We start from the raw sequence: 23,807 nt of genomic DNA, 5'->3' as shown, positions 1-23,807 counted from the left end.
CCATAAAACTATCATTACCTGGCTTGACAAATGTTAAAATGAGAAATGTTCTGGGGATAACCGCATACGGCTGGTGTTTTATCTCGTCGCAGCTTAAATTTCACCCCGTTTCGCGCTCATTAAGCGGATGCTAATCCAGATATCCTTGCACGCTACTGGTTTTACATCCAGTATTTATTACTGGCAAATTTGCCAGCCGCGAGTAAAATTACTCACCTGCCGTTTTTTCCGTCATCAGGTTGCCGCCCATGAGTAAATTGTTCAAATTGAATTCTGCCTTCCGTCCCTCTGGCGATCAGCCGGAGGCGATCCGCCGCCTGAAAGAGGGGCTGGAAGACGGGCTGGCGCACCAGACGCTGCTGGGCGTGACCGGTTCGGGTAAAACCTTTACCGTCGCCAACGTGATTGCGGATTTGCAGCGCCCGACGATGGTGCTAGCTCCCAACAAAACTCTGGCGGCGCAGCTGTATGGCGAGATGAAAGAATTTTTCCCGGAAAACGCCGTCGAGTATTTCGTCTCCTACTACGATTACTACCAGCCAGAAGCCTATGTGCCAAGCTCAGACACCTTCATTGAGAAGGATGCCTCGGTCAACGAACATATTGAGCAGATGCGTCTGTCGGCAACCAAGGCGCTGCTGGAGCGCCGGGACGTGATTGTAGTGGCATCGGTTTCCGCGATCTACGGTCTGGGCGACCCGGATCTCTACCTCAAGATGATGCTGCATCTGACCAACGGGATGATCATCGATCAACGTGCAATCTTGCGTCGTCTGACCGAGCTGCAATATGCGCGTAACGATCAGGCCTTCCAGCGCGGTACTTTCCGGGTGCGCGGTGAAGTGATTGATATCTTCCCGGCTGAATCTGACGATCTGGCCCTGCGCGTGGAACTGTTCGATGAAGAGGTCGAGCGGCTGTCATTGTTTGATCCGCTGACCGGTCACATTGAGTCGGTGATTCAGCGCTTTACCATCTATCCAAAAACTCACTATGTGACGCCGCGCGAACGTATTATTCAGGCGATGGAAGAGATTAAAGTTGAGCTGGCAGACCGGCGTAAAGTTCTGCTGGAAAACAACAAACTGCTTGAAGAACAGCGCCTGAGCCAGCGCACGCAGTTCGATCTGGAGATGATGAACGAGCTGGGCTATTGCTCGGGAATCGAAAACTACTCACGCTATCTCTCCGGGCGGGGTCCTGGCGAAGCGCCACCAACGTTGTTTGATTATCTCCCGGCGGACGGCCTGCTGGTGGTGGATGAATCCCACGTCACCATTCCGCAAATCGGCGGCATGTACCGCGGTGACCGTGCGCGTAAAGAGACGCTGGTGGAGTATGGTTTCCGCCTGCCGTCGGCGCTCGATAACCGCCCGATGAAGTTTGAAGAGTTCGAGGCGCTGGCTCCGCAGACGATTTACGTGTCGGCGACACCGGGCAACTACGAGCTGGAAAAATCGGGCGACGAGGTGGTTGATCAGGTGGTGCGCCCAACCGGTCTGCTGGACCCCATTATCGAGGTGCGCCCTGTTGGCACTCAGGTCGACGATTTACTGTCGGAAATCCGCGCCCGTGCATCCATCAACGAACGTGTTCTGGTCACCACGCTGACCAAACGCATGGCAGAAGATCTAACCGAATACCTGGAAGAGCACGGTGAGCGCGTGCGCTATCTGCACTCGGATATTGATACCGTTGAGCGTATGGAGATCATCCGCGATTTACGTCTCGGCGAGTTTGACGTGCTGGTGGGGATCAACCTGCTGCGAGAAGGCCTCGACATGCCGGAAGTGTCGTTGGTGGCGATTCTGGATGCCGACAAAGAGGGCTTCCTGCGTTCTGAGCGATCGTTAATTCAGACCATTGGTCGTGCGGCACGTAACATCAACGGTAAAGCGATTCTGTACGGTGACAAAATCACGGCATCGATGGCCAAAGCCATTAGCGAAACGGAGCGCCGTCGAGAGAAACAGCAGCAGTACAACGAAGAAAACGGCATTACGCCACAGGGTCTGAACAAGAAGGTGGTGGATATTCTGGCGCTCGGTCAGGGTCTGGCGAAAACCAAAGGACGCGGCAAAGCGCGTCATCCGGTTGAGGCCGATCCGGTTGAAGTGCTGCTGACGCCGAAAGCGTTGCAGCAGAAAATCCACGAGCTGGAAGGGCAGATGATGCAGCATGCGCAGAATCTGGAGTTTGAAGAGGCGGCGCAACTTCGCGACCAGTTGCATAAGCTGCGTGATTTGTTTATTGCGGCTTCGTAGCCGTTGTTGCCGGGTGGCGGCTTCGCCTTACCCGGCCTACGCTCGCTACACTCACTTTGTAGGCCCGGTAAGCGCAGCGCCACCGGGCGAAGCCAGCTTACCCCAGCGCCTGAATCGCTTTCTCCAGCGCCAGGCGCAACAGATGCCGGTCGTGGCGATATTTAATATCGCTCGCTTCTAGCTCTTCCTGCACCACCACCCGGCCTTCCATCCCTGAAACATCCACCTTCGGTCCAACCACCACACCGTCGATAATTTTCTTACCGACGTACTGCTCCATCAGATTCAGTTTATCGGCAAGCGACAGGCTGGCTGCGGCGGGGCTGAGCTCTTTGCCCAGATTGCCGATATACACCATCGGCGCGGGCGTCCTGCGTAGCGCCTGCGCCAGCTCTTTCACCAGCAGCAGAGGCATCAGGCTGGTGTAAAAACTTCCAGGGCCGATGAGGATGAGATCCGCTTCGCTAATGGCTTCCACCGCTTCACGCGTGGCGGGAACGGAAGGGTAGGTCATTAGCTCCTGCGGCGGCAAAATCAGCTGATCAATATTCACTTCCCCGTAGACTTCATGGCCTTCCGTATCAATCGCCATCAAATCGACCGGTTGTTCCGACATAGGGATCAGGAATGCATCCACTTTCAGCAGATTGCGGATTAAATTGATCGCCTCAAGCGGGCGTACGCTCAGGTGATCTAAAGCCTTTAACATCAGATTTCCGAGGTTATGTCCGGAAAGTTCGCCATTACCGCCAAAACGATACTCAAACATGGCTGAAGCGACGCTTTGTTCGGTAATTAACTGGTTAAGACAGTTGCGCATGTCGCCCCAGGCGATACCGCCTTCTGAGCGACGAATACGACCTGTAGAGCCCCCGTTATCGGTGGTGGTGACGATACCGGTGAGCCTAGAACCCAGCGACGATAACGACGACATGACTCGGCCCAGCCCATGCCCTCCGCCGAGAGCGACTACACGGTCAAGATCCGCAAAAGTGCGATTGCGCATACACATTCCTTATCCTATTCGATCTGCGTAACAGTAACCGAACTACCCCTAAAAGACGATGCCCGCCCCCCCGCAAAATGACGTATATCAATGCGAAACTTTGATTTTTACGTATTCTGTAGTGAAAGTGCACGATCTGGTCGTTATATATATAATTATATAGCGAAATCAGCGAATGGCGAAAGTGCCATTTCCGCGCTACTATCGGCATAATCCACGTTTTCGAATATGAAAACATACACTCTAGCCCTGGCGCCTGTGTCTGATGATATGGCGCCCTGGCCGTAGCGGAAACGCTACCAGGGTACAGAAAGAAATGACTGTGCCTCCCGTACTGGAAAGGTGTACATGGCTTCTCAACTCACTGATGCTTTCGCGCGTAAGTTTTTCTATTTACGTCTGTCGATCACCGATGTGTGCAATTTTCGTTGCACCTACTGCCTGCCGAACGGCTACAAACCGGGCAGCGTCACCAATAACGGATTCCTCTCCGTCGAAGAAGTGCGCCGCGTTACACGTGCCTTCTCTGAACTCGGCACGGAAAAAGTGCGTCTCACGGGCGGGGAACCCTCGCTGCGTCGTGATTTTCCCGACATCATCGCCGCCGTGCGCGAAAACGCCAGCATTCGTCAAATCGCCGTCACCACCAATGGCTATCGCTTATCCCGCGATGTCGCTCAGTGGCGCGATGCCGGGCTGACGGCTATCAATGTCAGCGTCGACAGTCTCGACGCACGTCAGTTTCACGCCATCACCGGACAGGATAAATTTCGTCAGGTGATGGAGGGCATCGACGCCGCGTTTGAAGCCGGTTTCGACAAAGTCAAAGTCAACACCGTTCTGATGCGTGATGTGAACCATCACCAGCTCGATACTTTCCTCGCGTGGGTCAAACCCCGCCGCATTCAACTGCGTTTTATTGAGCTGATGGAGACCGGCGAGGGCAGTAACCTGTTCCGCCGTCACCATATCTCAGGCATGGTGCTGCGCGATGAACTGCTAAAACGTGGTTGGATCCATCAGATTCGCCAACGCAGCGACGGTCCGGCGCAGGTATTTTGTCACCCCGATTACGAAGGGGAAATTGGGCTGATCATGCCCTATGAAAAAGACTTCTGTGCCACCTGCAACCGTCTGCGCGTGTCGTCTGTTGGCAAACTGCATCTGTGCCTGTTCGGCGACGGCGGCGTGGATCTTCGCGATTTGCTGGAAGACGATGCCCAACAGGATGCCCTTGAAGCGCGCATTTCTGCTGCTCTGACGCACAAAAAACAGACCCATTTCCTGCATCAGGGCGACACCGGGATTACACAAAACCTGTCCTACATCGGCGGGTAATCGGCTTAAAAGGAACCAGAAAATGAGTCAGGTCAGCGCTGAATTTATTCCGACGCGTATTGCTATTCTTACCGTTTCTGAGCGCCGTGGCGAAGAGGATGACACCTCCGGCCACTGGCTGCGCGACGCCGCGCACGAGGCGGGTCACAGCATTGTTGATAAAGCGATTGTCAAAGAGAACCGTTACGCCATTCGCGCCCAGGTATCCCAGTGGATCGCCAGCGACGAGGTGCAGGTGGTGTTAATCACCGGCGGCACCGGTTTTACCGCAGGCGATCAGGCGCCAGAAGCGCTGCTCCCGCTGTTTGACCGTGAAGTTGAAGGCTTTGGCGAAGTGTTCCGTATGCTCTCCTTTGAAGAGATTGGCACCTCTACTTTGCAGTCCCGCGCAGTGGCCGGGATCGCCAACAAAACGCTGATTTTTGCCATGCCTGGCTCCACCAAAGCCTGTCGTACCGCGTGGGAAAACATTATTGCCCCGCAGCTCGACGCCCGCACTCGTCCCTGTAATTTTCATCCTCATTTGAAGAAGTAAGCTATGTCGCAATTGACCCACATTAACGCCGCTGGCGAAGCGCATATGGTGGATGTTTCCGCCAAGGCCGAAACGGTGCGCGAAGCGCGTGCCGAAGCTTTCGTGACTATGTTGCCGGAAACGCTGGCGATGATTATCGACGGTAGTCATCACAAGGGCGACGTCTTCGCCACCGCCCGTATTGCCGGGATTCAGGCTGCAAAACGCACCTGGGATCTGATCCCCCTGTGTCATCCGCTGATGCTCAGCAAGGTCGAAGTGAACCTGCAGGCCGAACCGGAGCACAGCCGCGTACGTATCGAAACGCTATGCCGCCTGAGCGGTAAAACGGGCGTCGAAATGGAAGCCTTAACGGCGGCCTCCGTGGCGGCGCTGACCATTTACGATATGTGCAAAGCGGTACAGAAAGATATGGTGATTGGCCCGGTACGCCTGCTGGCAAAAAGCGGCGGCAAATCCGGCGATTTTAGGGTGGACAGCGATGATTAACGTGCTCTTTTTTGCTCAGGTGCGCGAGCTGGTCAATACCGATAGCCTGACCCTCGATATGCCTTTTGAAAATGTAGAAGCCCTGCGCGCCCACCTGGCGGCGCAAAGCGATCGCTGGGCGCTGGCGCTGGAAGAGGGCAAACTGCTGGCGGCGGTGAATCAGACGCTGGTGGAGTTCAATCACCCGCTCAAAGCCGGTGACGAAGTGGCGTTTTTCCCACCGGTCACAGGGGGTTAATCATGACTGACACGCGTATTGTCGTCGGGCCGGAGCGCTTTAACGTCGGCACGGAATACAGTTGGCTTGCCGAGCGCGATGAAGATGGCGCTGTGGTGACTTTTACCGGCAAAGTCCGCAATCATAATCTCGGCGACAGCGTAAAAGCGCTGACCCTGGAGCATTATCCGGGAATGACCGAAAAATCCCTGGCGGATATTGTGGTTGATGCGCGTCAACGCTGGCCTCTCGGTCGCGTCACGGTGATCCACCGCATTGGCGAAATGTGGCCCGGCGAGGAAATTGTCTTCGTTGGCGTCACCAGTTCGCATCGCAGCAGTGCGTTCGAAGCCGGTGAATTTATTATGGATTATCTCAAAACCCGCGCGCCATTCTGGAAGCGAGAAGCCACGCCTGAAGGGGAGCGCTGGGTGGAATCACGAGACAGCGACAAACAGGCTGCCAGCCGCTGGTAACTGGTTGGCGTGGATGTGTTAATCTTAGAAGGTATGCCCACTTAATCAGGAGTTATCATGGACCGATTTCCACGTTCGGATTCAATCGTTCAGCAGACTCGTAGCGGCCTGCAAACCTACATGGCGCAGGTGTACGGCTGGATGACCTGCGGCCTGCTGCTCACCGCGTTTATCGCGTGGTACGCAGCGAATACCCCCGCCTTGATGATGTTTATCTTCTCCAGCAAAATCACCTTCTTCGGGCTGATTATCGCCCAACTGGCGCTGGTGTTTGTGCTTTCCGGGCTGGTGCAAAAGCTCAGTGCAGGGATGGCGACCACGCTGTTTATGCTCTATTCGGCGCTCACTGGGCTAACGCTTTCCAGCATTTTTATCGTCTACACCTATTCGTCCATCGCCAGCACCTTTGTGGTCGCGGGCGGGATGTTCGGTGCCATGAGCCTGTATGGCTACACCACCAAACGTGATTTGAGCGGCTTCGGCAATATGCTGTTTATGGCGCTGATTGGTATTGTGCTGGCATCTTTGGTGAATTTCTGGCTGAAAAGTGAAGCGCTGATGTGGGCGGTGACCTATATCGGGGTGATCGTGTTTGTTGGCCTGACGGCGTATGACACGCAGAAACTGAAAAACATCGGCGAGCAGATTGACGTGCGTGACAGCTCGAACCTGCGCAAATATGCGATTCTTGGCGCACTGACGCTGTATCTGGATTTCATCAACTTGTTCCTGATGCTGCTGCGAATTTTCGGCAACCGTCGCTAACCTCGTTGCCCGGTGGCGCTAGCGCTTACCGGGCCTACAATCCGTAGGTCGGGAAGGCACAGCGCCAATCCAGGGTAACGATTTGTAGGTCGGGTAAGCGCAGCGCCACCCGACTTTCGTCACTTCGCCATTGCCTTCTCGTTTTTCGCCCGCAGCTTTTTCGCCCGACTCTCCAGAATCAAATACCCCACTGTCGCCAGTGCCAGCGGCAGGAAGTAATACAGCATGCGGTAGGCCAGCAGCGCGGCGATAATCTTACCGTGCGAAACATGCTCGCCTGCCAGCAGGGCGATAAACACCGCTTCCAGCACCCCAATTCCCGCTGGAATGTGGACAATCACTCCGGCGATACTGCTCACCAGCAGCACGCCGAGCACGAAGAAATAGTTCACCTCTTCGCCAATCAACAGCCAGATAATTGCGCCCATCACCATCCAGTTGGCGCTGGAAATTACCATCTGAAGCAGGGCGAATTTCCACGACGGTAGCACCAGCTTTTGACCTTTGACGGTCATATGGCGGCGTTTCGCAAATGCGCAGGCCCAGAGATAGACCGCGATAATCAGCAGCAGCACGAAGCCTAGAATCCGCAGCGTCGCCTCGTCGATGTACCAGTGGGCAGGGAGCTGCACCACGCCGACGGTGAAAATCACCCCGCCGAGCAGAATATACCCCAGCCAGTTGGTGGTAATACTCAGCGAGAAAATGCGCGTGATAGTGCTGCCCGGTAGCCCAAGGCGCGAATAGAGGCGATAGCGCATCCCAATGCCGCCCACCCAGGTGCTGAGCGTCAGATTAAACGCATAGCAAATAAACGACACCAGCATCACCTGGCGCTTCGCCAGTTTATGCCCACAGTAGGCGCGACCCAACAGGTCGTAACAGCCGTAGATCAGGTAGCTGACGACCACTAAACCCAGCGCGCTAAGCAGCACCAGCCGGTTGTAGTTGCGGATAACTTTCCACACCTCTTCCCAGTCAATTTTTTGCGCATAAACCACCAGCAGCACGGCGACGGCAATGAAAAACAGCCAGGTGAGGATGCGTTTCGCCAGTCGCCAGCGAGGATGTGATTTGCTCATTAGGGTTTTACCCCCGAGTTTTCCGCTTCAACGCGGTCCTGGGTTTCCATTTCCGGCTGAACCGGAGCGGGCACCTGGGCAAGCTTCGGTGTATGGGCGGGTAGCCAGCCGACCAACGCCGGGAAGTGGCGCAGGAAGTGGAACACCACCACGCTTTTGCTCAGGTTCCACCAGGTGCGTTTCGGTACCATCGAATCATCCACCCGCACGCAGTCGCTGGCGATAATGCCGGTAAGGTTGTCGCGCAGGGTCTGGTTGAAGGTGCGATCGTGAATAATCAGATTGGCTTCCAGATTCAACGACAGGCTTAAGGGATCGAGATTACTGGAGCCGACGGTCGCCCAGTGATCGTCCATCAGCGCCACTTTGCCGTGCAGCGGGCGGCGGCGATATTCGTAAATTTGTACTCCACCTTTGACCAGATAGTCGTACAGCAGCCGCGCGCCGACGGTGACGATCGGCATATCCGGCTCGCCCTGCACAATCAGTTTGACGCGAACCCCACGCCGCGCGGCATTGCGCATGGCGTGCAGCAGTCGGTAACCAGGGAAAAAATAGGCGTTGGCGATGATCACCTCGTGCTTCGCATTGGCGAGCATTTTCAGATAGTGGCGTTCAATATCATCCCGATGTTCATCGTTGTCGCGCCAGATAAACAGCGCCTGAGCCTCGCCCGGTTGGCGGTTCTCTTCCGGGCGATGACGGCGTTTCCACCAGCGGCGCACCGCCGACTGTCCCGGCAGGTTTTCCAGTTCGAACAGCAGTATGTCCTGCACCACCGGGCCTTCGACTTTCACTGCGTAATCCTGCTTGGCCTCCGGGCCATAGTCAGACATATGTTCATCGGAGTAGTTGATCCCGCCGACGAAGGCGACAGTGCCATCCACCACCACAATTTTGCGGTGCATTCGGCGAAAGACGTTGGTGCGCATTCCGAGTAACGGCGGGCGCGGATCGTAATAGCGGAACACCACGCCGGCGGCGGTCAGTTCGTTGACGAATGCGTCGCTAAGATCGGGCGAGCCGTAGCCGTCGAGCAATACTTCCACTTTGACTCCGCGCTGAGCCGCGCGCAGCACCGCCTCGTGCAGCTGGCGGCCCACGCCGTCTTCGAACCAGATAAAGGTTTCCAGAATGATTTTTTGCTCTGCCGCATCAAGCGCAGCAAACACCGCCGGATAATATTCGTCGCCGTTTTCCAGCAGGGTTATCTGATTACCTTCTCGCCACGAACATTTCATAAGTGGATCTCCGCACTTAACGGGGCATGGTCAGAAAGATGCCTCCAGCCGCGCAGCGCCAGCGCGCTCGGCTGGCTGGCGTGGGCGTTCTTGACGTAAATTCGGTCCAGGCGCAGCAGAGGGAAGCTCACCGGGAAGGTGCGTGCCGGGCGACCATGCGCACGGGTGAAGATTTCATCCAGACCGGCGCGTGTTTTTAGCGGTCTGTTGGCGCGTTGTCTCCAGTCGTTAAAATCGCCTGCTATTACCACCGGTTCGTTTTCCGGCAGTGAATTTACCCAGCGCGTCATCATCGCTAATTGCGCCTGGCGGTGTGCTTCCCGCAAGCCCAAATGCACACAGCCTACATGAACCGGAAAGGCCAGATCGGGCGGGGTTATCCGGCAGTAAAGCAGCCCGCGTTTTTCGCTTTCGCCCACCGAAACGTCGTGATTTTCATAATGTTCGATGGGAAAACGCGACAAAACGGCATTGCCGTGATGACCTTCTGGATAGACCGCGTTGCGCCCGTAGGCATAATCGCTCCACATGGTATCGGCCAGAAATTCATAGTGCGAGGTATCCGGCCAGTTCTCGACGTGCAGCGGGTGAATATCGTGCGCGCCCATCACTTCTTGCAGGCACACAATGTCCGCGCCGACGGTGCGTACCGCGTCGCGCAGCTCGGGTAATATGAAGCGGCGGTTAAATGCCGTGAAGCCTTTGTGTGTGTTAATCGTCAAAATTTTTAGCGAAAAATGCCGCGATTGTGGGGTCATATGCTCCTGCCAGCGTCACTATCCTGATGAAAATAAAGTGTAGTCGGCGTCACAAAAAGATGCGGTGTTACGGAATTTTCCGTAAAGTGCGGTACTCTGAACTAGCAGAGAAATATCCTTCAGGAGAGAAGCCATGAAGTGGCAACAACGCGTTCGTGTCGCAACTGGCCTCAGTTGCTGGCAGATAATGTTGCATTTACTGGTCGTGGCGGTACTGGTCATGGGCTGGAAAAGCGGCACGCTGGTGCACGTCGGCCTGGGATTATGCGCAATGTATGGCGTGACCGTGCTGTCGATGCTGTTTTTACAGCGTCACCATGAGGCGCGCTGGCGTGAAGTGGGTGATGTGCTCGAAGAGCTCACCACCACCTGGTATTTTGGTGCAGCGTTGATCGTTCTGTGGCTGTTGTCACGCGTGCTGCAAAACAACCTGCTGCTGGCCCTGGCGGGCCTGGTGATTCTGGCAGGCCCTGCGGTCGTCTCGTTACTGACCAAAGAGAAGAAATTAGGCGATATTGCGTCTAAACATCGCGTACGCCACTGAGCCCGTCGTGGCCGCTATGACCAGTAGCGGCCACAAACTTCCCCACACAATATCCAGACTCGCATCCTTCAGATAGATTTGCTTGGTGATATCGGTAAAGTGCCGAATCGGATTCACCCATGTTAAATCCTGAAGCCACACAGGCATGTTTTCCACGGGCGACACATACCCGGAGAGCAAAATCGCCGGCATCATAAAGACAAACACGCCGATAAACGCCTGTTGCTGCGTCGAGCACAGTGCGGAAATCAACAGCCCGAATCCCACCAGCGACAGCCCGTAAATCAGCATTGTGAAGTAAAACAGTCCCAGCGATCCGGCAAATGGAATTTGATACGCCCAGATGCCAATCCCCAGCACGATGCTGGCCTGGAAGGTGGCGACGATCAGCGCAGGCACCGCTTTGCCGACGAAAATTTGCCAGGTGGCGAGCGGGGAAACCAGCAGCTGATCCAGCGTCCCTTGCTCGCGTTCACGGGCGACGGACAGCGACGTCACGATCATCACACCGATGGTGGTGATCATGGCGATCAGCGACGGCACCACGAACCATTTGTAATCCAGGTTTGGGTTGTACCAGTTACGCACCACCAGCTCGCTGTTGTTTGGTTTGGGTTTCCCTTCCATCAGCTCCTGCTGGTAATTTTTTACCACCTGTTGCAGATAGTTGGCGGCAATTTGCGCACTGTTGGAGTTGCGTCCGTCGAGAATCAACTGCATCGGGGCGGTCTGGAAGGTATCCAGATTACGCGAGAAGTCTGCCGGGAAACGCACCAGCAGCAGCGCCTTTTGCTGGTCGATAGTCGGCTGGATCTCCTGCGGACTTTTCAGTAACAGCACGTGGGTAAAGGCTTTGGCGCGGGCAAAACGCTGGGTCAGCTCCACGGAATGTTTGCCGTTGTCTTCGTTGTAGACGGCGATGGTGGCGTTGGTCACTTCCAGCGTGGCGGCGAACGGAAACAGCAGCACCTGAATCAGCACTGGTAGAATCAGGATTGCGCGGGTTTGCGGCTCACGCAGCAGGGATTGCAGCTCTTTGCGAATTAATGTCCATAAACGGTGAAACATGGTGTCGCCCTCGCGTCGGGTGGCGCTTCGCTTACCCGACCTACAAAAAGCGGTATTAATCTAAACGCCGCTTTGTTTTCATCCACGTCAGGCCGATAAACATCACCGCCGACGCCATCAAAAACAGAATATTAATCATCAACACCGACGGAATATTCCCCGCCAGGAACAGGCTTTGCAGCGTGTTCACAAAGTAGCGCGCCGGGATGATATAAGTCACCGCGCGGATAATGGCGGGCATGCTGTCGATCTGGAAAATAAACCCAGACAGCATAATCGACGGCAGAAACGCAGCGTTGAGCGCCACCTGCGCGGCGTTAAACTGGTTGCGGGTGATGGTCGAAATCAGCAGGCCCATGCCCAGCGTGCTGAGTAAAAACAGGCTGGTTATCAGGAACAGCAAAATCAGCGAACCACGATACGGCACGCCAAGAATAAACACCGACACCAGCATACAGAGCAGCATCGCCAGCATCCCGAGGAAGTAGTAAGGGATCAGCTTGCACAACAGCAATTCGACGCGCGTCACTTCCGTTGAGAGCAAGGCTTCCATCGTGCCGCGTTCCCACTCGCGGGCAATCACCAGCGAAGTCAGGATCGCGCCGATCACGGTCATGATAATGGTTATCGCGCCGGGAATGATAAAGTGCTGACTGATGGCGGCGGGGTTAAACCAGTAGCGGGTTTGCACGTCTATCAGCGGCTCAAACTCTTCTCCACGATCTTCCGCGCGCTGCATCTGCCACAGCTGCCAGATCCCTTCGACGTATCCCTGCACAAAGTTCGCGGTGTTCGGTTCACTGCCGTCAGTGATCACCTGAATCGGCGCATCGGTACTGGCGCGCGCCATATTGGCGGCAAAATCGACGGGGATAACCACCAGCCCGCGAATCTTCCCGGCCTGCATCTTTTGAATCAGCTCCTGGCGGTTATCGCTGATGGTCGCGTCGATATAGGGCGAGCCGGTCATCGCGTGGGTGAAATCCAGCGCTTCCTCGCTCTGCTGCTCCAGTAAAATCCCCACCCGCAGCTTGCTGGAGTCGAGGTTAATGCCGTAGCCGAAGATAAACAGCAGCAACAGCGGGATCACCACTGCAATCAGCCAGCTACTCGGGTCGCGCACGATCTGCCGCGTCTCTTTGATGCACAGGGCGCGTACCCGACGCCAGGAAATCGCCTTAATGCTCATGGGAGTGCTCCTTATCCCAGTCGTTAATCAGGGTGATAAACGCCTGTTCCATGGTCGGATCGGGCTGCTGCTCGTCGGCGGCCTGGGCTTTTAAATCGTCCGGTGTGCCGTGAGCAATGAGCTTGCCGCGATAGACCAGCCCGATGCGATCGCAATATTCCGCCTCATCCATAAAGTGGGTGGTGACCATCACGGTGACGCCTTTTTCAACCATGCTGTTGATGTGGAGCCAAAACTCGCGGCGGGTGAGGGGATCAACACCTGAGGTCGGTTCATCGAGAAACAGAATATCAGGCTCGTGCATCAGCGAGCAGGCCAGGGCCAGACGCTGTTTAAAACCGAGCGGCAGTTCGTCGGTGGCGTGTGAGGCGATATGGGTCAGACCAAAAGCGTCGCTCATGCGCGAAATCTTTTCGCTTTGTTCCCGTCCGCGCAGGCCGTAAACGCCGGAGAAAAAGCGCAGGTTCTGCTCGACGGTCAAGTTGCTGTAGAGGGAAAACTTCTGCGCCATGTAGCCCAGGTGCTGGCGCGCTTTGCCGGAGCTGACTTTCAGATCCATATCCAGCACCAGCGCTTTGCCAGATGTCGGCACCAGCAGGCCGCACATCATTTTAAAGGTAGTGGATTTCCCGGCGCCGTTCGGTCCGAGCAGACCGAATATCTCCCCACGCTTGACGGCAAAATTGACGTTATCTGTCGCCGCGAAATCCCCGAACTTCTTGGTTAAGGATTTGGCTTCAATCACCGTTTCGCCAGGCGTGCCTTCTACTGTGTGCAAAATCGCGCCCAGCGGCGATTCGGAAGTACTCGCGCCGCCGAGAAGATCGATGAAGGCATCTTCGAAGCGCGGCGCGGTCTCTTCAATCTCAATTTGCGGCATTCCCTGTGCATGACGGATATCGTCGGCGGTGGCCTCTTTTTTGAGGATCACGCGCACCGAACGCCCCTGAATCATTCCGTCGCTGACCTGCGGAAGCCTAAGAACGCGCTGCAATAGCTTGCGGTTAGTCTCATCAGGGCTGTGCAGCAGGAAACAGCGCCCGGCCATTTGCTGCGTTAGCGCCGTCGGTTCACCCTGATACAGCAGCTCGCCTTCGTTCATCAGCAGCACGTCGCGGCACTGTTCGGCCTCGTCGAGATAAGAGGTGCTCCAGAGGATCAGCATTCCGTCCCCGGCCAGTTCGTGGACCATCTGCCACAGCTCACGGCGCGAGATCGGGTCGACGCCGACGCCGGGCTCATCCAGCAGCAGCACTTTCGGCTCGCCGACCAGCGTGCAGGCCAGCCCCAGCTTTTGCTTCATGCCGCCGGAGAGCTTTCCCGCCAGCCGGTCAGTGAACGGCCCGAGCGAGGTAAACTCCAGCAGCCGGGCAAAGGTTTTCTCCCGGGTTTCGCCGGTCACGCTGCGCAGATCGGCGTACAGCGTCAGGTTTTCCATCACCGTCAGATCTTCGTACAGGCCGAATTTCTGCGGCATATAACCGAGCATCGCGTGCAGCTCGCTGTCGTTTTTGATCGGGTCGAGTCCCAGCACGCTGGCCGTGCCTTCATCGGGTTTCAGCAGCCCGGCAAGCATGCGCATCAGCGTGGTTTTACCCGCGCCGTCCGGGCCAACCAACCCGGTCACATAGCCTTTTTGCAGGGTGCAGTTCAGCGGTGCGACGGCGGGTTTATCCATGCCCGCAAAGCGTTTCACCAGATTATTGAGCTGGATAACCGCATCATTCATGTCGGTCCCCATCGTTGAATTTCACGGTGATCGGCATGCCCTGACGGAGAGCATCGTCGGCATCAGTGACGATAATGCGCAGGCGATAGACGAGGTCGGTGCGCAGGTCTGGCGTTTCAACGGTTTTTGGTGTGAATTCGGCGGTCGGGGAGACAAACCCGACTTTTCCGTGGTACGGCTTATCGGGCCGCCCGTCGGTGTAGAGCAGCAGTTCGCGCCCCGGCTGGGCCTGATTCAGATTCGGTTCATCAATGTATGCGCGCACCCACACCGGGCGGGTGAGGGAGAGCGTCAGCACGGTGCTGCCTGCGCTCAACATGCTGCCGGGCTCGACGGCGCGGGTCATCAGCGTCCCGTTAGACGGCGAGACCAGCGTGGTGTCGTGCAGATCCAGTTCGGCCTGCGCCAGCTGCGCCTGAGCCTGTTCGAGACTGGCTTTGGCCTGGGCGATATCCTGCGGACGGTTCCCGGTGCGGTACTGACTTAATTTATCCTGAGCCGATTTCAGCGTTGCCTGAGCCTGATCGCGCGAGGAGCGGGCGTTTTCCAGATCGTTAGCGGAAATGGTGCGGCTTTTCCACAGCCCCTGCTGGCGGTTGTAGAAGTTCTGCGCGTAATCGTAGGCGGCCTGCGCCTGTTTCACTGCGGCGGCGGCCTGCGCTACTTCCTCATCGCGATAGCCCGCCAGCATCAGGTCATACTGCGCCTGGGCAACTGATACGGCGGCCTTGGCCTGCATCAGCGCATTTTTATACGGGGCTTGATCCAGCTGGCCTAACGTCTGACCGGCGTTGATCGTATCCCCTTCGTCCACGGTAAGGGTCTCCAGCCGCCCGCCGACGCGGAAGCTCATATTCAGCGTGCGAATATCTACGTTGCCGTAGAGCGTCAGACCGCGATCCTGCTGGCTCTGATACCACAGCCAGCCGCCGATTCCGGCTGCCAGCACAACAACCACCGCCAGTATGGCGACGACAGGTTTTTTCATGACTCCAGGCTCCTTTGCGTTAAACCTTGCAGGATCAGGTCAAGATGACAGGTGATGACCTGGCTTATCTGCGCGGATTTATCCTCATCAAATTGTGTCCAGCCCGTGCGCAGCAGGATGGTTTCCCGGCCCAGTCGAAAAGCGAGGACTTCGCCGAGCAGCGCATGGGTATGCAAAATAGTCTGTGTATCGTTGGCGTCGCGCCCGGTGTAAGCCGCGATCAGCTGCGTCAGGTGGGTGTGCATCGGGGCAATCACCTGATCGTGAACTCGCTGGTAGGCGGCGGTGGGCGAGAGTTGCTCGCGTGAGATAAACTTACTCAGGTTCAGCGTATCGTCATGGGTGAGCAGGGCGATCATGTTGTTGCAGGCGTTCAGGATCAAGGCGCGGATGGCGGCGCGATCCGGTGACGGCTCGTTTAGCAGCGCGGTGGCGGCGGCAACCTGATCGCGAAAGCGGCTGCCAATGAAATCGGCGATCCACTGGGCACAGGCGAGGTACAAATCTTCCTTCGAGCCAAAATAGTAGGTGATAGCGGCGATGTTTTGCCCGGCCTGCGCGGCGATATCGCGGGTGGTGGCGTGCAGACCGTACTCGCCGAACTGGGCCAGCGCGGCGGCAATCAGCTGGCTTTTCGCCTGTTCACCTTTAGTGGTTGTCGGAGTTGGATTCATAGCGTCATTAAAAATTAATCAATCGATTGATTAAGATTATGTTTAAATTTTCACCTTGTCCAGTCGGGTGGAGCAATATTTCGCTGATGAATCGCAGAGGGATATTTTATGCGCCATGTCACAAAACCTGCTACACTCCGCTGCTTCGCGACATTGTGGTTTTTGTCCTACTCGTTTCGTCTTATCTCCCTGAAAACTACACCTGTGACGGTCGGGGCGGTTCGGAGTTTTTATGTCTTTTGATACCCTTGGCCTGAACCCTGAAATTCTGCGCGCTGTTGCAGAGCAGGGCTACGTTGAGCCAACCCCAATCCAGCAGCAGGCGATCCCTGCGGTGCTGGAAGGCCGTGACCTGATGGCCAGTGCCCAGACCGGCACCGGTAAAACCGCAGGCTTCACCCTGCCGCTGCTGCAGCGTCTGGTTCAGAAAGAACCGCACGCCAAAGGCCGTCGCCCGGTACGTGCGCTGATCCTGACCCCAACCCGTGAACTCGCTGCGCAAATCGGCGAGAACGTGCGTGAATACAGCCGTTACCTCGACATCCGCTCGCTGGTGGTCTTCGGCGGGGTGAGCATTAACCCACAGATGATGAAACTGCGCAGCGGCGTTGATGTTTTAGTCGCTACGCCGGGCCGTCTGCTGGATCTGGAACATCAGAATGCGGTCAAACTGGATCAGGTTGAAATCCTGGTGCTGGATGAAGCAGACCGTATGCTGGATATGGGTTTTATCCATGATATTCGTCGCGTGCTGGCTAAACTGCCTGCGCGTCGTCAGAACCTGCTGTTCTCCGCGACCTTCTCTGATGAGATTAAAGGTCTGGCGGAAAAACTGCTGCGTAACCCGCTGGAAATCGAAGTGGCGCGTCGCAACACCGCCTCTGAGCAAATCACCCAGCACGTTCACTTCGTTGATAAGAAGCGTAAGCGGGAACTGCTCTCCCAGATGATTGGCGAAGGCAACTGGCAGCAGGTGCTGGTCTTTACCCGTACCAAACACGGTGCGAACCATCTGGCAGAACAGCTGAACAAAGATGGCATTCGCAGTGCGGCCATCCACGGCAACAAGAGTCAGGGTGCGCGTACTCGTGCACTGGCTGATTTCAAATCGGGCGACATTCGCGTACTGGTGGCAACCGATATCGCTGCGCGCGGTCTCGACATAGAAGAGCTTCCACACGTCGTGAACTATGAGCTGCCAAACGTACCGGAAGATTACGTTCACCGTATTGGCCGTACTGGCCGTGCGGCGGCAACCGGTGAAGCGCTCTCTCTGGTTTGCGTCGATGAACACAAACTGCTGCACGACATTGAACGTCTGCTGAAAAAAGAGATCCCACGCATCGCCCTTGAAGGCTATGAAGTGGATGCCTCCATCAAAGCGGAGCCGATTCAGAACGGTCGCCAGCAGCGCGGTGGTGGCGGTGGTCGTGGACAGGGTGCTGGCGGTCGTAGCCAACAGCCGCGCCGTCCAGAAGGTGGCGCACCAAAAGCCGCAGGCAAACCGCCGCGTCGCACCGGTGATGCAAAACCTGCCGGGGAAAACCCGTGGCGCAGCGGGGAAGCTAAACCCGCAGGTGAAGGCCAACGCCGACGCCGCCCGCGTAAACCTGCTTCAGCGCAGTAATCTGGAAGCCCGGCCGTAAAGCCGGGCTTTTCTTTTTGCGACAACCTCTCGAACGTGCCACAATAGTGTCTGTTTATACAGTATTTCAGGTTCCCCGATGGCTTTAACCGCTGCGCTCAAAGCGCAAATTGCCGCCTGGTATAAGGCGTTGCAACAGCAGATCCCCGACTTTATTCCCCGAGCCCCGCAGCGGCAGATGATTGCCGATGTGGCGAAGACGCTCGCCGGGGACGACGGACGGCATCTGGCGATTGAAGCCCCGACCGGCGTCGGGAAAACCCTCTCCTATTTAATTCCTGGCATCGCTATCGCACGTGAAGAGCAAAAAACGCTGGTGGTCAGCACCGCCAACGTCGCGTTGCAGGATCAGATCTACAGCAAAGACCTGCCGCTGCTGCGCAAAATTATCCCTGAGCTGCGCTTCACCGCCGCGTTTGGGCGCGGGCGTTACGTCTGCCCGCGTAACCTGGCGGGGCTTGCCAGCACCGAAGCGACTCAACAGGATTTGCTGGCGTTCCTCGATGATGATTTAACGCCGAACAACAAAGCCGAGCAGGAGCTGTGCGCAAAGCTTAAAGTCGATCTCGATGGCTATAAATGGGATGGCCTGCGCGATCATACGGATAAAGCCATCAGCGACGACCTGTGGCGACGTCTGAGCACCGACAAAGCCAGCTGCCTGAACCGCAATTGCCACTACTACCGCGAATGCCCGTTCTTCGTGGCGCGCCGCGAGATTCAGGAAGCGGAAGTGGTGGTGGCCAACCACGCGCTGGTGATGGCGGCTCTTGAGAGCGAATCGGTGCTGCCGGACCCAAAAAACCTGCTGCTGGTCCTCGATGAAGGACATCATTTACCGGACGTGGCGCGCGATGCGCTGGAGATGAGCGCCGAAATCACCGCCCCGTGGTTCCGCCTGCAGCTCGATCTGTTCTGTAAGTTGATCGCCACCTGTATGGAACAGTTCCGCCCCAAAACCACGCCGCCGCTGGCGGTGCCTGAACGGCTGAGCGATCACTGTGAAGAAATTTACGCGTTGATTGCCTCGCTCAACACTATTCTCGATCTCTATCTGCCCGCGACTCAGGAAGCCGAACATCGTTTTGCGATGGGTGAACTGCCGGAAGAGATCATGGAGATCTGCAAGCAGCTGGCGAAGCATCTGGAAAAGCTGCGTGGGCTGGCAGAAATGTTCCTCAACGATCTCAGCGAAAAAACCGGTACTCATGACGTGGTGCGTGTGCATCGCGTGCTTTTGCAGATGAACCGCGCTTTGAGCATGTTTGAAAGCCAAAGCAAACTGTGGCGACTGGCGTCGCTAGCGCAAGCCTCCGGCGCGCCTGTCACCAAATGGGCCACGCGGGACGCCAAAGACGGGCAGATTCATCTCTACTTTCACTGTGTAGGCATTCGCGTTAGCGATCAGCTGGAGAAGCTTATCTGGCGCAGCGTGCCGCACGTGGTCGTCACCTCCGCGACGTTGCGTTCCTTGAATAGCTTCTCGCGTTTGCAGGAAATGAGCGGCTTAAAAGAAAAAGCGGGCGATCGTTTTGTGTCGCTGGATTCGCCGTTTAACCACTGCGAACAGGGAAAACTGGTGATCCCGAAGATGCAGCACGAGCCGCTGATGGAGCACGAAGAGCAGCATATTGCCGAAATGGCGGCCTTTTTCCGCGAGCAGGTCGAGAGCAAAAAATATCCTGGGATGCTGGTGTTGTTCGCCAGCAATCGCGCGATGCAGCTCTTTTTAACTTACGTTACAGACCTGCGCTTATTGCTGCTGGTACAGGGCGATCAGCCGCGTTACAGACTGGTGGAAACCCACCGCAAACGCATCGATGGCGGCGAGCGCAGCGTGCTGGTCGGCTTGCAATCTTTTGCCGAAGGTCTGGATCTTAAAGGCGACTATTTAACGCAGGTGCATATCCATAAAATTGCGTTTCCGCCGATCGACAGCCCGGTAGTAATTACCGAAGGCGAGTGGCTTAAAAGCCTCAACCGCTATCCGTTTGAAGTGCAAAGCCTGCCCGCGGCGTCATTCAACCTGATTCAGCAGGTAGGACGACTGATTCGTAGCCACGGATGCTGGGGCGAAATCGTTATTTATGACCGGCGGCTGCTGACTAAAAACTACGGCCAGCGCCTGCTCAATGCGTTACCGATATTCCCGATCGAGCAACCCGAGGTGCCGGAAGTGACAAAACGGCCTGCGAAAGTCGTGGCAGGGCTTAAAAAAACGCCCGGTGCGAGACGGCGCAGTCCCGGCAGAAAATAGCCGGGCAGGCGTTCAACACTATCAGTCATGGCTTCTTCAGGGCTATAGTGTGTCTATGATGTTGCCAGGAGAAATGTCGTGGATTATCGCAAAATTATCAAAGAGGTAGGACGCGGGAAAAATCATGCCCGCGATCTGGATCAGGAAACGGCCCGTGCGCTGTACACCCACATGCTGAATGGCGATGTGCCGGAGCTGGAATTGGGCGGCATATTAATTGCGCTGCGGATTAAAGGCGAAGGCGAAGCGGAAATGCGCGGGTTTTACGAGGCGATGCAGGCGCAGACGTTCCGTTTGACACCCCCCGTCGCAAAGCCGATGCCGATTGTTATCCCCACCTATAACGGCGCACGCAAACAGGCAAACCTCACGCCGCTGTTGGCTCTGCTGCTGAACAAACTGGGCTTTCCGGTTGTTGTTCACGGTGTAAGCGCCGATCCCACACGCGTGCTGACAGAAACCATTTTTGAATTAATGGGTATCGCTCCGACGCTCCATGCGGGCCAGGCACAGGCCAAACTCGAAGGTCATCAGCCGGTCTATATTCCGGTGAGTGCGCTTTGTCCTCCACTGGAAAAACAGCTGGATATGCGCTGGCGGATGGGCGTGCGTAACAGTGCCCATACGCTGGCTAAACTGGCGACACCGTTTGAAGAAGATGCCGCACTGCGTCTGTCGAGCGTTTCGCACCCAGAGTATGTTACCCGTGTGGCGAGTTTCTTCGCGGATATTGGCGGTAAAGGGCTGTTGATGCACGGAACTGAAGGCGAAGCGTATGCCAATCCACAGCGCTGCCCGCAGTTGACGCTGATCGATAAACAGGGCACGCGCGTTGTGTTAGAACGCGGTGAGGACCTGGACGCTGAGGTCTTACTCCCGACGGCGAAAGATGCTGAAACCACGGCCCGCTGGACCGAACGCTGTCTGGCTGGTGTCGAGCCGGTACCGCATTCATTGAAGCTACAGATGGCCTGTTGTCTGTTGGCAACAGGGGAAGTGGATTCTGTAGCAGCAGGGCTTGCGCGCGTGGCGCAGAGTTTTTAGACAAAAAAAAGCCCGTCCAGAAGGACGGGCAAACAAAGGGTAACAACAACAGGGTCAATGAGGGTTGGAGCAACTCGCCAGAGGGTGTAGCGAGCGTAGAGCATAATCCGTGGGTTATTTGTAGATAACCGCAGTACCGCTGAGTTTGTTGTTGGTGTTAGCAGAAGTGATGGTGTATCCGCTTGCACCCGCAGCAGAGGCTTTCTCAGCCAGTTTTGCTTCCAGACCGTCCAGCGTGGTCGCGCCTTCAGCACTCACCACACCGATTTTATTCATGTTCTGCGCCTGAGCAGAAGTCACAGATTCCGCAGCGAATGCGCCAAATGACATGGCAGACAGGGCAACAGCGGCAACAGCATATTTGATGGTTTTCATAGTTAATCTCTCGCAGGTTATTCTGTTAAGGGGACGATGTTCCGTCGATGTGATAAGTATCACGTTTTTTCGCGAAAGATAAAATCGAAGAGAATTGACAGCGTTGCTCAAAAAAATTGAATGACAAATAACTTATTGAATATTAATAAATTCGGAGCACGGTTTTACAGTTCTTGTCGTTGCGCTTTACAGAGGGAGTGAAGAGGGCACTTTTTGCCACGCGATGTTCAAAAAAGCGTGAGCGTAAAGGTAACCGCTTGCGGCTTCGGTTTAGGTAAAGAAGAGTCAACGTAGCTGGCTGTCTTTCGATCCTCTACGATTATATCCTGAGTGTGAAGTGTTTTTTGAATCTTTATTCTGCTGGCAGGTGATGCATAGGCGCACGCCTGGCATGGCTTTGCGTCGCGCCTCGGGAATCGCCTCACCACACTCTTCGCACTCAAGCAAACTTTCACCCTGGGGTAAATCGCCGCGAACGCGAGCAACAGCATCTTCAATTGTACTGTTGATCTGTTCATTTACTGCATCGTCATTGGCCCAACCGGATGCCATACCTGCCTCCAGAGAAGTTGATTCTACGTATTATCAATATGGGGTTAAAAAATAGTCAGTCAAGGCGAGGGTGTTAAGAACTGCATCTGTTTGGCAGATGCAGATCGTGGGCGGGGACGTTATTTGTAGATGGTTGCAGTGCCAAACATGCGGTTGTCGCCGCTGGCGGAATCAACGACAAAACCTTTTGCACCTTCTTTACGAGCCTTCTCTCCGAGCTTCTGTTGAAGATCGTCAAGATTATCAGCGCCTGTGACGGAGACAGTTCCCGCAGGGCGAAGCTGGCTGGTATCGCTATTGGTCGTCAGTGACTGCACGGACCAGGCGGGAAGTGAGGTGACGGCAAGTGCGCCAGCAACCACGATGAGTGTCAGGATTTTTTTCATAATCACATCCTCTGAGTCTGAATGACAATGGGTGATTCAGGTTAAGTTTAGAAGGTTAAATAGTGTGATTTAGCGCAAAAATTTGATGGTGATCTGCTTATTTTTTGAACGATATAAATTGACAAATTATTGACAGATCATAGACATACAGGTTGCTGATTTTTAGCGATTTGTTGTGGCGGCAAGAGAGTTATTTACCGTTGGCCCCTCAGAGGGTATCTTACGCCGCTGTGAAAAGGAGAATGCCATGACTGCCCAAAAGCCGGGATTACACCCGCGAAACCGCCATCTTAGCCGCTACGACATGAATGCCCTGTGTCAAAGCTGCCCCCAACTGCAGGAATTTATCGTGCAGACCCCTGCGGGTGAACCCTCAGTTAATTTTGCCGATCCGCTGGCGGTAAAGGCGCTGAATAAGGCGCTTTTGGCCCATTTTTATGGCGTTGCGCAGTGGGACATTCCGGAAGGTTTTCTCTGTCCACCGGTGCCTGGACGCGCGGATTACATCCATCATCTCGCCGATTTGTTGGCGGAAGACCGTGATGGAGCGATCCCAAATCAGGCCTCGGTGCTGGATATCGGTACCGGCGCAAATCTGATTTATCCCCTGATTGGCGTGCACGAATATGGCTGGCGCTTTACCGGTAGCGAAACAGGTCCGGAAGCTTTTGCCAGCGCACAGGCAATCATTAACGGTAACGAAGGTTTAACCCGCGCTATCCGTTTACGCCGTCAGAAAGACGCATCGATGATTTTCAACGGCATCATTCATAAGAATGAAAACTTTGATGCCACGATGTGCAATCCACCGTTCCATGATTCTGCAGCCACTGCCCGCGCCGGTAGCGAGCGTAAACGCCGTAACCTTGGTCAGGCAGAAGACGGCGCGCTGAACTTTGGTGGCCAGCAGCACGAGCTGTGGTGTGAAGGTGGCGAAGTGGCCTTTATCGAGAAAATGATCGCCGAGAGCCAGCAGTTTGGTCGTCAGGTGAAATGGTTTACAACGCTGGTCTCTCGCGGCGATAACCTGCCGCCGCTGTATCGTGCATTGACGAATGTCGGCGCAGTGAAAGTAGTGAAAAAAGAGATGGCTCAGGGTCAGAAACAGAGCCGCTTTATCGCATGGTCTTTTATGGATGATGCGAAACGCCGCCGTCCGTTCTGATACCTTTTGCCCGGCGGCGC

24 protein-coding genes and 1 riboswitch are annotated in these 23,807 nt (G+C 55.6%); of the genes, 12 read left to right on the top strand and 12 right to left on the bottom strand.

Going from position 1 to position 23,807, the window contains the following annotated elements:
- The first annotated feature begins 248 nt into the window (after positions 1-248).
- Positions 249-2,264: an excinuclease ABC subunit UvrB gene (gene uvrB / locus C3708_RS06175; protein WP_103946947.1), complete on the top strand. Its 2,016-nt coding sequence runs from the start codon at positions 249-251 to the stop codon at positions 2,262-2,264.
- Between the two features lie 97 nt (positions 2,265-2,361).
- Here the strand turns inward: uvrB and yvcK are convergent, their stop codons facing one another.
- Positions 2,362-3,270: a uridine diphosphate-N-acetylglucosamine-binding protein YvcK gene (yvcK, locus tag C3708_RS06170; protein WP_095281316.1), complete on the bottom strand. Its 909-nt coding sequence runs from the start codon at positions 3,268-3,270 to the stop codon at positions 2,362-2,364.
- A gap of 227 nt (positions 3,271-3,497) precedes the next feature.
- A riboswitch (molybdenum cofactor riboswitch) is annotated at positions 3,498-3,631 on the top strand.
- Between yvcK and moaA the strand changes: the two genes are divergently transcribed.
- The 6 genes from moaA to C3708_RS06135 all read left to right on the top strand — a co-directional run bounded on the left by moaA (position 3,619) and on the right by C3708_RS06135 (position 7,090).
- Complete coding sequence (moaA, locus tag C3708_RS06160; RefSeq protein ID WP_103948766.1) at positions 3,619-4,608, top strand: GTP 3',8-cyclase MoaA; 990 nt, start codon at positions 3,619-3,621, stop codon at positions 4,606-4,608. (Overlaps the previous riboswitch by 13 nt.)
- A gap of 22 nt (positions 4,609-4,630) precedes the next feature.
- Positions 4,631-5,143: a molybdenum cofactor biosynthesis protein B gene (gene moaB / locus C3708_RS06155; protein WP_095281318.1), complete on the top strand. Its 513-nt coding sequence runs from the start codon at positions 4,631-4,633 to the stop codon at positions 5,141-5,143.
- A 3-nt stretch (positions 5,144-5,146) separates the two neighbouring features.
- Entirely contained in the window at positions 5,147-5,632 is a 486-nt protein-coding gene (gene moaC / locus C3708_RS06150; RefSeq protein ID WP_103948765.1) for a cyclic pyranopterin monophosphate synthase MoaC, read from the top strand.
- Positions 5,625-5,870, top strand: coding sequence for a molybdopterin synthase sulfur carrier subunit (gene moaD / locus C3708_RS06145; RefSeq protein WP_103948764.1), 246 nt, complete (start codon positions 5,625-5,627; stop codon positions 5,868-5,870). Before moaC ends, moaD begins: the two co-directional genes overlap by 8 nt.
- 2 nt (positions 5,871-5,872) lie before the next feature.
- Positions 5,873-6,325, top strand: coding sequence for a molybdopterin synthase catalytic subunit MoaE (moaE, locus tag C3708_RS06140; protein WP_095281321.1), 453 nt, complete (start codon positions 5,873-5,875; stop codon positions 6,323-6,325).
- Positions 6,326-6,382: 57 nt separating this feature from the next.
- Positions 6,383-7,090 carry a Bax inhibitor-1/YccA family protein gene (locus tag C3708_RS06135; protein WP_095281322.1) on the top strand — a complete coding sequence of 236 codons (708 nt, stop codon included), beginning with the start codon at positions 6,383-6,385 and terminating at the stop codon, positions 7,088-7,090.
- Positions 7,091-7,209: 119 nt separating this feature from the next.
- On the opposite strand, the gene C3708_RS06130 is transcribed toward C3708_RS06135, so the two are convergent.
- The 3 genes from C3708_RS06130 to C3708_RS06120 are packed head-to-tail and all read right to left on the bottom strand — an operon-like array spanning position 7,210 to position 10,171.
- Positions 7,210-8,172, bottom strand: coding sequence for a YbhN family protein (locus C3708_RS06130; protein ID WP_095281323.1), 963 nt, complete (start codon positions 8,170-8,172; stop codon positions 7,210-7,212).
- A complete protein-coding gene (gene clsB, locus C3708_RS06125) occupies positions 8,172-9,413 on the bottom strand; it encodes a cardiolipin synthase ClsB (RefSeq protein ID WP_103948763.1) in 1,242 nt (413 codons plus the stop codon). Before clsB ends, C3708_RS06130 begins: the two co-directional genes overlap by 1 nt.
- Positions 9,410-10,171, bottom strand: coding sequence for an endonuclease/exonuclease/phosphatase family protein (locus tag C3708_RS06120; protein ID WP_095281325.1), 762 nt, complete (start codon positions 10,169-10,171; stop codon positions 9,410-9,412). Before C3708_RS06120 ends, clsB begins: the two co-directional genes overlap by 4 nt.
- A 133-nt stretch (positions 10,172-10,304) precedes the next feature.
- Here C3708_RS06120 and C3708_RS06115 point away from each other — a divergent pair, with 133 nt between their 5' ends.
- Positions 10,305-10,715, top strand: coding sequence for a YbhQ family protein (locus C3708_RS06115; RefSeq protein ID WP_095281326.1), 411 nt, complete (start codon positions 10,305-10,307; stop codon positions 10,713-10,715).
- Here C3708_RS06115 and C3708_RS06110 read toward each other — a convergent pair.
- Genes C3708_RS06110 through cecR form a run of 5 tightly spaced genes read right to left on the bottom strand, consistent with a single transcriptional unit; the run spans position 10,677 to position 16,363 of the window.
- Entirely contained in the window at positions 10,677-11,783 is a 1,107-nt protein-coding gene (locus C3708_RS06110; RefSeq protein WP_095281327.1) for an ABC transporter permease, read from the bottom strand. The two genes, C3708_RS06115 and C3708_RS06110, sit on opposite strands and share 39 nt — an antisense overlap.
- Positions 11,784-11,838: 55 nt before the next feature.
- On the bottom strand, positions 11,839-12,972 hold the full coding sequence (locus C3708_RS06105) for an ABC transporter permease (protein WP_095281328.1): 1,134 nt from the start codon (positions 12,970-12,972) through the stop codon (positions 11,839-11,841).
- Complete coding sequence (locus C3708_RS06100) at positions 12,962-14,701, bottom strand: ATP-binding cassette domain-containing protein (protein WP_103948762.1); 1,740 nt, start codon at positions 14,699-14,701, stop codon at positions 12,962-12,964. Before C3708_RS06100 ends, C3708_RS06105 begins: the two co-directional genes overlap by 11 nt.
- Positions 14,694-15,689: a secretion protein HlyD gene (hlyD, locus tag C3708_RS06095; protein WP_103948761.1), complete on the bottom strand. Its 996-nt coding sequence runs from the start codon at positions 15,687-15,689 to the stop codon at positions 14,694-14,696. Before hlyD ends, C3708_RS06100 begins: the two co-directional genes overlap by 8 nt.
- On the bottom strand, positions 15,686-16,363 hold the full coding sequence (cecR, locus tag C3708_RS06090; RefSeq protein WP_095281331.1) for a transcriptional regulator CecR: 678 nt from the start codon (positions 16,361-16,363) through the stop codon (positions 15,686-15,688). Before cecR ends, hlyD begins: the two co-directional genes overlap by 4 nt.
- Positions 16,364-16,595: 232 nt before the next feature.
- Between cecR and rhlE the strand changes: the two genes are divergently transcribed.
- The 3 genes from rhlE (at position 16,596) to ybiB (ending at position 21,309) form a co-directional block, all read left to right on the top strand.
- Positions 16,596-17,990, top strand: a complete 1,395-nt coding sequence (gene rhlE / locus C3708_RS06085; RefSeq protein WP_095281332.1) for an ATP-dependent RNA helicase RhlE — start codon at positions 16,596-16,598, stop codon at positions 17,988-17,990.
- 97 nt (positions 17,991-18,087) lie between these two features.
- Positions 18,088-20,265: an ATP-dependent DNA helicase DinG gene (gene dinG / locus C3708_RS06080; RefSeq protein WP_095281333.1), complete on the top strand. Its 2,178-nt coding sequence runs from the start codon at positions 18,088-18,090 to the stop codon at positions 20,263-20,265.
- A gap of 78 nt (positions 20,266-20,343) precedes the next feature.
- On the top strand, positions 20,344-21,309 hold the full coding sequence (gene ybiB / locus C3708_RS06075; protein WP_103948760.1) for a DNA-binding protein YbiB: 966 nt from the start codon (positions 20,344-20,346) through the stop codon (positions 21,307-21,309).
- Between the two features lie 114 nt (positions 21,310-21,423).
- Here ybiB and ybiJ read toward each other — a convergent pair whose 3' ends face one another.
- From ybiJ to mcbA, 3 genes are all read right to left on the bottom strand, one after another.
- Positions 21,424-21,684, bottom strand: coding sequence for a DUF1471 family protein YbiJ (gene ybiJ / locus C3708_RS06070; protein ID WP_095281335.1), 261 nt, complete (start codon positions 21,682-21,684; stop codon positions 21,424-21,426).
- 285 nt (positions 21,685-21,969) lie between these two features.
- Positions 21,970-22,236: a DksA/TraR family C4-type zinc finger protein gene (locus C3708_RS06065; RefSeq protein ID WP_095281336.1), complete on the bottom strand. Its 267-nt coding sequence runs from the start codon at positions 22,234-22,236 to the stop codon at positions 21,970-21,972.
- 119 nt (positions 22,237-22,355) lie between these two features.
- Complete coding sequence (gene mcbA, locus C3708_RS06060) at positions 22,356-22,622, bottom strand: DUF1471 family periplasmic protein McbA (RefSeq protein WP_095281337.1); 267 nt, start codon at positions 22,620-22,622, stop codon at positions 22,356-22,358.
- 247 nt (positions 22,623-22,869) lie between these two features.
- Between mcbA and rlmF the strand changes: the two genes are divergently transcribed.
- Complete coding sequence (gene rlmF / locus C3708_RS06055) at positions 22,870-23,787, top strand: 23S rRNA (adenine(1618)-N(6))-methyltransferase RlmF (RefSeq protein ID WP_158251356.1); 918 nt, start codon at positions 22,870-22,872, stop codon at positions 23,785-23,787.
- Positions 23,788-23,807 lie beyond the last annotated feature (20 nt).

Source organism: Lelliottia sp. 7254-16 (genome assembly GCF_002922995.1).
Classification (GTDB): Bacteria; Pseudomonadota; Gammaproteobacteria; order Enterobacterales; family Enterobacteriaceae; genus Enterobacter; species Enterobacter jeotgali.
Note: the sequence above shows the minus strand (reverse complement) of the source record. Positions and strands in the feature narration are given on the sequence as shown.

Bases quoted from the DNA above. Each gene is read 5' to 3' on its own strand.
- C3708_RS06135 (WP_095281322.1), top strand. From the start codon at position 6,383: ATGGACCGATTTCCACGTTCGGATTCAATCGTTCAGCAGACTCGTAGC.
- mcbA (WP_095281337.1), bottom strand. From the start codon at position 22,622: ATGAAAAAAATCCTGACACTCATCGTGGTTGCTGGCGCACTTGCCGTC.
- moaC (WP_103948765.1), top strand. From the start codon at position 5,147: ATGTCGCAATTGACCCACATTAACGCCGCTGGCGAAGCGCATATGGTG.
- uvrB (WP_103946947.1), top strand. From the start codon at position 249: ATGAGTAAATTGTTCAAATTGAATTCTGCCTTCCGTCCCTCTGGCGAT.
- C3708_RS06130 (WP_095281323.1), bottom strand. From the start codon at position 8,172: ATGAGCAAATCACATCCTCGCTGGCGACTGGCGAAACGCATCCTCACC.
- C3708_RS06065 (WP_095281336.1), bottom strand. From the start codon at position 22,236: ATGGCATCCGGTTGGGCCAATGACGATGCAGTAAATGAACAGATCAAC.
- yvcK (WP_095281316.1), bottom strand. From the start codon at position 3,270: ATGCGCAATCGCACTTTTGCGGATCTTGACCGTGTAGTCGCTCTCGGC.
- C3708_RS06120 (WP_095281325.1), bottom strand. From the start codon at position 10,171: ATGACCCCACAATCGCGGCATTTTTCGCTAAAAATTTTGACGATTAAC.
- dinG (WP_095281333.1), top strand. From the start codon at position 18,088: ATGGCTTTAACCGCTGCGCTCAAAGCGCAAATTGCCGCCTGGTATAAG.
- ybiJ (WP_095281335.1), bottom strand. From the start codon at position 21,684: ATGAAAACCATCAAATATGCTGTTGCCGCTGTTGCCCTGTCTGCCATG.
- C3708_RS06100 (WP_103948762.1), bottom strand. From the start codon at position 14,701: ATGAATGATGCGGTTATCCAGCTCAATAATCTGGTGAAACGCTTTGCG.
- clsB (WP_103948763.1), bottom strand. From the start codon at position 9,413: ATGAAATGTTCGTGGCGAGAAGGTAATCAGATAACCCTGCTGGAAAAC.
- moaB (WP_095281318.1), top strand. From the start codon at position 4,631: ATGAGTCAGGTCAGCGCTGAATTTATTCCGACGCGTATTGCTATTCTT.
- C3708_RS06110 (WP_095281327.1), bottom strand. From the start codon at position 11,783: ATGTTTCACCGTTTATGGACATTAATTCGCAAAGAGCTGCAATCCCTG.
- C3708_RS06105 (WP_095281328.1), bottom strand. From the start codon at position 12,972: ATGAGCATTAAGGCGATTTCCTGGCGTCGGGTACGCGCCCTGTGCATC.
- moaD (WP_103948764.1), top strand. From the start codon at position 5,625: ATGATTAACGTGCTCTTTTTTGCTCAGGTGCGCGAGCTGGTCAATACC.
- moaE (WP_095281321.1), top strand. From the start codon at position 5,873: ATGACTGACACGCGTATTGTCGTCGGGCCGGAGCGCTTTAACGTCGGC.
- C3708_RS06115 (WP_095281326.1), top strand. From the start codon at position 10,305: ATGAAGTGGCAACAACGCGTTCGTGTCGCAACTGGCCTCAGTTGCTGG.
- rlmF (WP_158251356.1), top strand. From the start codon at position 22,870: ATGACTGCCCAAAAGCCGGGATTACACCCGCGAAACCGCCATCTTAGC.
- moaA (WP_103948766.1), top strand. From the start codon at position 3,619: ATGGCTTCTCAACTCACTGATGCTTTCGCGCGTAAGTTTTTCTATTTA.
- cecR (WP_095281331.1), bottom strand. From the start codon at position 16,363: ATGAATCCAACTCCGACAACCACTAAAGGTGAACAGGCGAAAAGCCAG.
- hlyD (WP_103948761.1), bottom strand. From the start codon at position 15,689: ATGAAAAAACCTGTCGTCGCCATACTGGCGGTGGTTGTTGTGCTGGCA.
- rhlE (WP_095281332.1), top strand. From the start codon at position 16,596: ATGTCTTTTGATACCCTTGGCCTGAACCCTGAAATTCTGCGCGCTGTT.